The sequence below is a fragment of the Kosakonia sp. YIM B13588 genome, from assembly GCF_042788165.1.
Lineage (GTDB): Bacteria > Pseudomonadota > Gammaproteobacteria > Enterobacterales > Enterobacteriaceae > Kosakonia > Kosakonia sacchari.
Genome location: NZ_JBHZPO010000027.1, coordinates 1 through 3,252 on the forward strand (window position 1 = coordinate 1; position 3,252 = coordinate 3,252).

Here is a 3,252-nt window from a genome sequence, read left to right on the forward strand (position 1 = left end):
CCATTATTGCTTTTGTGCATAAACATGTTTGTCTGTTTTTAGTACTTTATTTTTTTTAGCCCCGGTCAGGGAACCAACCCCAGCCATTAGGGTTGCACAAGCCTTAGTGCCGGTCCCAAGCCCGGATAAATGGGGAGGGTTGCGTTAGGAAGGGCATCCAGCGTAAAAACGTGCCAAATCAAATATGCGGATCACAAACGAGAATTTCATACCGGATCGGTCGAGGCCCGGGTTAACAACGACCGCCACAGGTATCGTTAGCTGACAGGGTACCGGTGGAAATTGGGCTACTGTTGGCCGAAGGAGGAGAAGGAGAGGAGGAAGACGTCTACAGAGACGGCAGGAAAAGGAGCAGTGTAGGAGAGTAGAGGTTCGGGTTGGTACTTTAAATGTTGGTACTATGACCGGTAAAGGGAGAGAGGTAGCTGATATGATGGAGAGGAGAAAGGTAGATATGCTGTGTGTTCAGGAGACCAAGTGGAAAGGGAGTAAGGCCAGGAACATTGGAGGTGGGTTTAAACTGTTCTATCATGGTGTGGATGGAAAGAGAAATGGTGTAGGGGTGATTCTGAAGGAAGAGTACAGTAAGAGTGTAGTGGAGGTGAAGAGAGTTTCTGATAGGGTGATGAACGTGAAGCTGAAAGTTGAAGGGGTGATGATAAATGTCATCAGTGCTTATGCTCCACAAGTGGGTTGTGAGATGGAGGAGAAGGAAAAAATCTCTTTCTCTCAGGTTATGGGTAGGTATGGTTTTAAGGAGAGGAATGTGGAAGGGCAGATGGTGGTAGATTTTGCTAAAAGGATGGAAATCGCAGTGGTGAACACGTATTTTAAGAAGAAGGAGGATCATAGGGTGACGTATAAGAGTGGAGGAAGGTGCACACAGGTGGACTATGTGCTATGCAGGAGATGCAACCTGAAGGAGATTGGAGACTGTAAGGTGTTGGCGGGGGACAGTGTAGCTAGACAGCATCGGATGGTGGTCTGTAGGATGGTTTTGGAGGCGAAGAAGAAGAGGAGGAGAGTGAGGACTGAAAGAAGAATAAGATGGTGGAAACTGAAGGAGGAAGAGTGTAGTGTGAGATTCAGGGAAGAGGTCAGACAGGGGCTCGGTGGTGGTGAAGAGGTGCTGGATGATTGGGCAACTACTGCAGAAGTGATAAGGGAGACAGCTAGAAAAGTACTTGGTGTGACATCTGGAAATAGAAAGGAAGACAAGGAGACGTGGTGGTGGAATGAGGAAGTGCAGGAGAGCATAAGGAGAAAGAGGTTGGCAAAACAGAAGTGGGATAGACAGAGTGATGAGAAAAGTAGGCAGGAGTACAAGGAGATGCGGCAGCAGGTAAAGAGGGATGTGGCGAAAGCCAAGGAAAAGGCATATGAGGAGCTGTATGAGAAGTTGGACACTAAGGAAGGAGAAAAGGATTTGTACCGAATGGCCAGGCAGAGGGACCGAGCTGGGAAGGATGTACTGCAAGTTAGAGCAATAAAGGATGGAGAGGGAAATGTGTTGACTAGTGAGTAGAGTGTGTTGAGAAGGTGGAGGGAGTATTTTGAGCAGCTGATGAAAGAGGAAAATGAGAGAGAGAATGTTGGACGATGTGGAGTTAGTTAAGCAGGAGGTGGATAGGATTAGTAAGGAGGAAGTGAGAGCAGCGATTAAGAGGATGAGGAGTGGAAAGTCAGTTGGACCAGATGACATACCGGTAGAAGCATGGAGTTGTTTAGGAGAGATGGCAGTGGAGTTTTTAACCAGATTGTTTAACAGAATTTTGGAAGGTGAGAGGATGCCTGAGGAATGGAGAAGGAGTGTGCTGGTACCGATCTTTAAGAATAAGGGAGATGTGCAGACCTGCAGTAACTACAGGGGAATAAAGTTGATCAGTCACACCATGAAGTTATGGGAAAGAGTAGTGGAAGCCAGGCTGAGAGAAGAGGTGACCATCTGTGAGCAACAGTATGGTTTCATGCCGAGGAAGAGCACCACAGATGCCTTATTTGCTTTGAGAATGTTGATGGAGAAGTATAGAGAAGGACAGAAGGAATTGCATTGTGTATTTGTGGATTTAGAGAAAGCGTACGACAGGGTGCCGAGAGAGGAGTTGTGGTATTGTATGAGGAAGTCAGGTGTGTCAGAGAAGTATGTGAGGGTGGTGCAGGACATGTATGAGGACAGTGTGACGGCAGTAAAGTGTGCAGTAGGTACGACAGACTGGTTCAGGGTGAAGGTTGGACTGCATCAAGGATTGGCCCTGAGCTCTTTCCTGTTTGCAGTGGTGATGGACAGGTTGACAGACGAGGTCAGACAGGAGTCTCCCTGGACTATGATGTTTGCGGATGATATTGTGATTTGTGGTGAGAGTAGGGAGCAGGTTGAGAAGAGCCTGGAGAGGTGGAGGTATGCACTGGAGAGAAGGGGAATGAAAGTCAGTAGGAGTAAGACAGAGTACATGTGTGTGAATGAGAGGGAGGGCAGTGGAGTGATGCGGTTGCAGGGAGAAGAGGTGGAGAAGGTGGAGGAGTTCAGGTACCTGGGGTCAACAGTGCAAAGTAATGGAGAGTGTGTTAGAGAAGTGAAGAAAAGAGTGCAGGCAGGGTGGAGTGGGTGGAGAAGAGTGATAGCAGGAGTGATTTGTGATAGAAGGGTATCTGCGAGAGTGAAAGGGAAAGTTTATAGGACTGTGGTGAGACCTGCGATGTTGTATGGATTAGAGACAGTGGCATTGAGTAAAAGACAGGAGGTGGAGCTGGAGGTAGCAGAGCTGAAGATGTTAAGGTTTTCGTTGGGAGTGACGAGGATGGACAGGATTAGAAATGAGTTTATTAGAGGGACAGCACATGTAGGACGTTTTGGAGACAAGGTGAGGGAGGCGAGATTGAGATGGTTTGGACATGTGCAGAGGAGGGACATGGGGTATATCGGTAGAAGAATGCTGAGGATGGAGCCACCAGGAAGGAGGAAAAGAGGAAGGCCAAGGAGGAGGTTTATGGATGTGGTGAGGGAAGACATGCAGGTAGTTGGTGTGAAAGAGGCAGATGTAGAGGACAGGGGGGTATGGAGACGGATGATCCGCTGTGGCGACCCCTAATGGGAGCAGCCGAAAGAAGAAGAAGAAGAAAAGCAAAAAGGTGTGCACCAGTGTAAATTGGGAAAACTCAAAATTCCAATATGCAACATACCAGAATTTCTTTATTTTTAGTACATTTTTACTTCATGCTACTAAATCTAATTTTGTTCTTCTTGGCCATCAC

Annotated in this window: 2 protein-coding genes; both read left to right on the plus strand. The window is 47.4% G+C overall.

Going from position 1 to position 3,252, the window contains the following annotated elements; all coding sequences use genetic code 11:
• Nucleotides 1-400: 400 nt before the first annotated feature.
• Complete coding sequence (locus tag ACFX4U_RS23975) at nucleotides 401-1,525, plus strand: hypothetical protein (RefSeq protein WP_380221063.1); 1,125 nt, start codon at nucleotides 401-403, stop codon at nucleotides 1,523-1,525.
• 64 nt (nucleotides 1,526-1,589) lie between these two features.
• Nucleotides 1,590-3,089, plus strand: a complete 1,500-nt coding sequence (locus ACFX4U_RS23980; protein WP_380221065.1) for an RNA-directed DNA polymerase — start codon at nucleotides 1,590-1,592, stop codon at nucleotides 3,087-3,089.
• The last annotated feature ends 163 nt before the right edge of the window (nucleotides 3,090-3,252 follow it).